The following is a 2,580-nucleotide window of genomic DNA, read 5'->3' as shown; positions in this document are numbered from 1 at the left end:
ACAGATCAAAGATGCTAGTGCCAGTCATGATCAATGCGCTAGCAGCAGCGAGTGAGCCGCCAGTGCCTAAACGTAAAGTACCGCCGTTGATGGTGGTTGTACCGGTGTAGGTGTTGGTATTGGTGAGGGTTAAGGTGCCTGTGCCATCCTTAGTCAAAGTAGCACCACTACCAGAGAGGATTGCGCCTACGGTAATGTCGGCATTGCTATTAAAGTTAAAGGCTGCGCCAGTTAACGCGCCGGTAGTACTGAGGATGGCGCCAGAGGTCAGGCTTAAGTTACCCACGGATAAGTTGGTGGTGCCTAAATCTAAAGTACCGCCAGCGATGGTGACATCACCACCGACTGGGAGTGCGCCAGAGCCAGACAGAGCAATCGTACCAGCGTTAATAGTAGTGCCGCCAGTGAAAGTATTTGCAGCGTACAGGGTTAAGGTACCAGCACCGTTATTCACCAAATTCGTGGCACCACTGATCACACCAGTAATGCGGCTAGCAGCACTGGTTGAGTTGATCGTCAAGGTGGTGACGTTGGATACTGCGCCGCCAATAGTGGCTGCGCCAGAGCCTGAGTTGATGGTGAGGGCAGCTGCGCCACCAGAGCTAGAGCCTCCGGTATAAGCCAACACAACAATACCTGATCCGCCATTACCGCCACCAGCAGAGCTATAAGATCCACCTCCACCGCCACCAGTATTCCCTAGGCCAGGACTTCCAGCAGTCGCAACGCTAGCGCAACAAGGATTTGCACCTCTACCACCACCGCCTAATCCACCTAGACCTCCAGTAGAGGATGGGAAATTGCCAAGATAACCTGCGCCACCGCCACCGCCACCACTGTAATAGGCACTTGTACCGGTGATAGAGGAGGTAACTCCATCATTACCAGCTAATCCAGTTGAATTCCAACCGCCAGTACCGCCTGTAGCTCCTGTGCTGTTCGTAACTCCACCGGTGCTTATTCCTCCTGAGCCACCAAGCGCGTTTGGAGAATTTGTATTACCGGCACTTCCGCCTTGAGCAATGACATTAAGTCCTAGAGCGGTACTCGCCAAAGAAGATTGCTGACCATTGCCTTGATTAATACCGCCAACACCAACAATGGCAGTCAATTGATTGGCGCTAGTAAGGTTGATGGCGCCGGTTGAAAGGCCACCACCACCACCACCGCCGCCGCCGTTGTAGCAACTACAACCAATCGACCCAGCACCACCACCGCCAACTACGAGATAAGTTGCTGAAATCGATGAGCCTGGTGTCCAAGAGTAAGAGCCACCACTATAAGAAATGCTGCCACCAGCTACTGTCGTTGGTGTGTTAGTAGCCGCCACTGCTGCAGAGTAAGTTGTGCCACCATCAGTACTGAGCTTATAAGAGCCACTGCCTAGGAACTCAATAATTGCCTGATTATTAACCGGCGCATTCGCACTAACATTCCCCACCACACTCACTGCACTGTCAGTCGTGTTCAGACTGATGTTTGATCCAGCAAGGGTCAGATTAGCGCCATAGTTTTGTGTGCTTGTTGTAGTCACACTGGCTGCTAAGGAGGCATCACCACTTGTAGATACTGATAGCAACGGATGGGTGTTACCCACTAAGTCACCGAAGGTGGTTGTTGCTGTTCCTGTGGTGACGCTTAAGGAGTATGGTGTGGTCGAGACGCTATCAACAGTGCTAGAGAAGGTAATAGCACCATTATTAGTCGTTACCAAGATAGTATTGCCTACCAAGCTCACTGCTCCGGTAAAGCTTTGATCGCCTTTAGTAGTAATGGTGCCGGCTAAGCTTGCAGTACCGTTCACAGTCAGGCCAGAAGAGCCAGTGCTATTGGTAATCGTATTGCCACTACCCATCACTACATTGTTTACAGTCAGACCAGTTTGCAGATCTAAAGTAGCGGTACCAGACATACCTAAATGATTTGAGGTGGAGCCTAAAGTACCGGTGCTGGTAACAACTACGCTACCAGCATTGATTGTTGTTGTGCCACCGCTATAGCTATTGTTACCAGACAGAGTCAAGGTACCGCCGCTTGCTTTAGTTAAGTTATAGGCGCCGCTGATAATGCCCGATAAGTTTAAGGAGCCAGCCACATCGATTGTGCTGTTAGCACCCAAGGTAATGTTGCCGGAGATCGCGCCAGTGCCAGTGCTGTTGGCCAGCGTGCCACCAGACAGCGTAATAGGCTCAGCACCAATGTCAGCGCGGATATCTAAAGTACCGCCAGCAACCGTAGTGCCGGTAGTAGTGCCGCCTAATGCTGCGCCATCAGTAACGATCAACGCGCCTGCATTAACCGTTGTTAAACCGGTGTAGGTATTGGCTACCGAGAAGGTAGTGCTACCAGTGCCATTTTGCTTAACTGCGCCGCTACCACTAATAGCGTTAGCGATCGTGATCGCATCAGAGCGATCAAGGATCAAGGTACCGTTATCGGTTACGGTGCCAGTACCTAAGGTACCTACTGTGCCAGCATTACCGATTTGTAAGGTAGCACCACTGTTGATGGTGGTGTTCACATAACTGTTAGTGCCAGTGAAGGTGGCGGTGTTCTGACCTGCTTGAGTGAGGTTACCAG

Annotated in this window: 1 protein-coding gene; it reads right to left on the bottom strand. The window is 51.3% G+C overall.

Annotated features, from left to right (window positions below; genetic code table 11):
• Nucleotides 1-2,580: autotransporter-associated beta strand repeat-containing protein (locus ICE90_RS10715; RefSeq protein ID WP_216192506.1), on the bottom strand; the 2,580-nt coding region annotated here is incomplete at both ends.

Origin of the sequence: Polynucleobacter sp. AP-RePozz3-80-G7 (genome assembly GCF_018882145.1) — a bacterium.
In the GTDB taxonomy this organism is placed as follows: domain Bacteria; phylum Pseudomonadota; class Gammaproteobacteria; order Burkholderiales; family Burkholderiaceae; genus Polynucleobacter.
The sequence above is the reverse complement of the archived record's forward strand: the minus strand, read 5'-3'. Positions and strand labels throughout refer to the sequence as shown.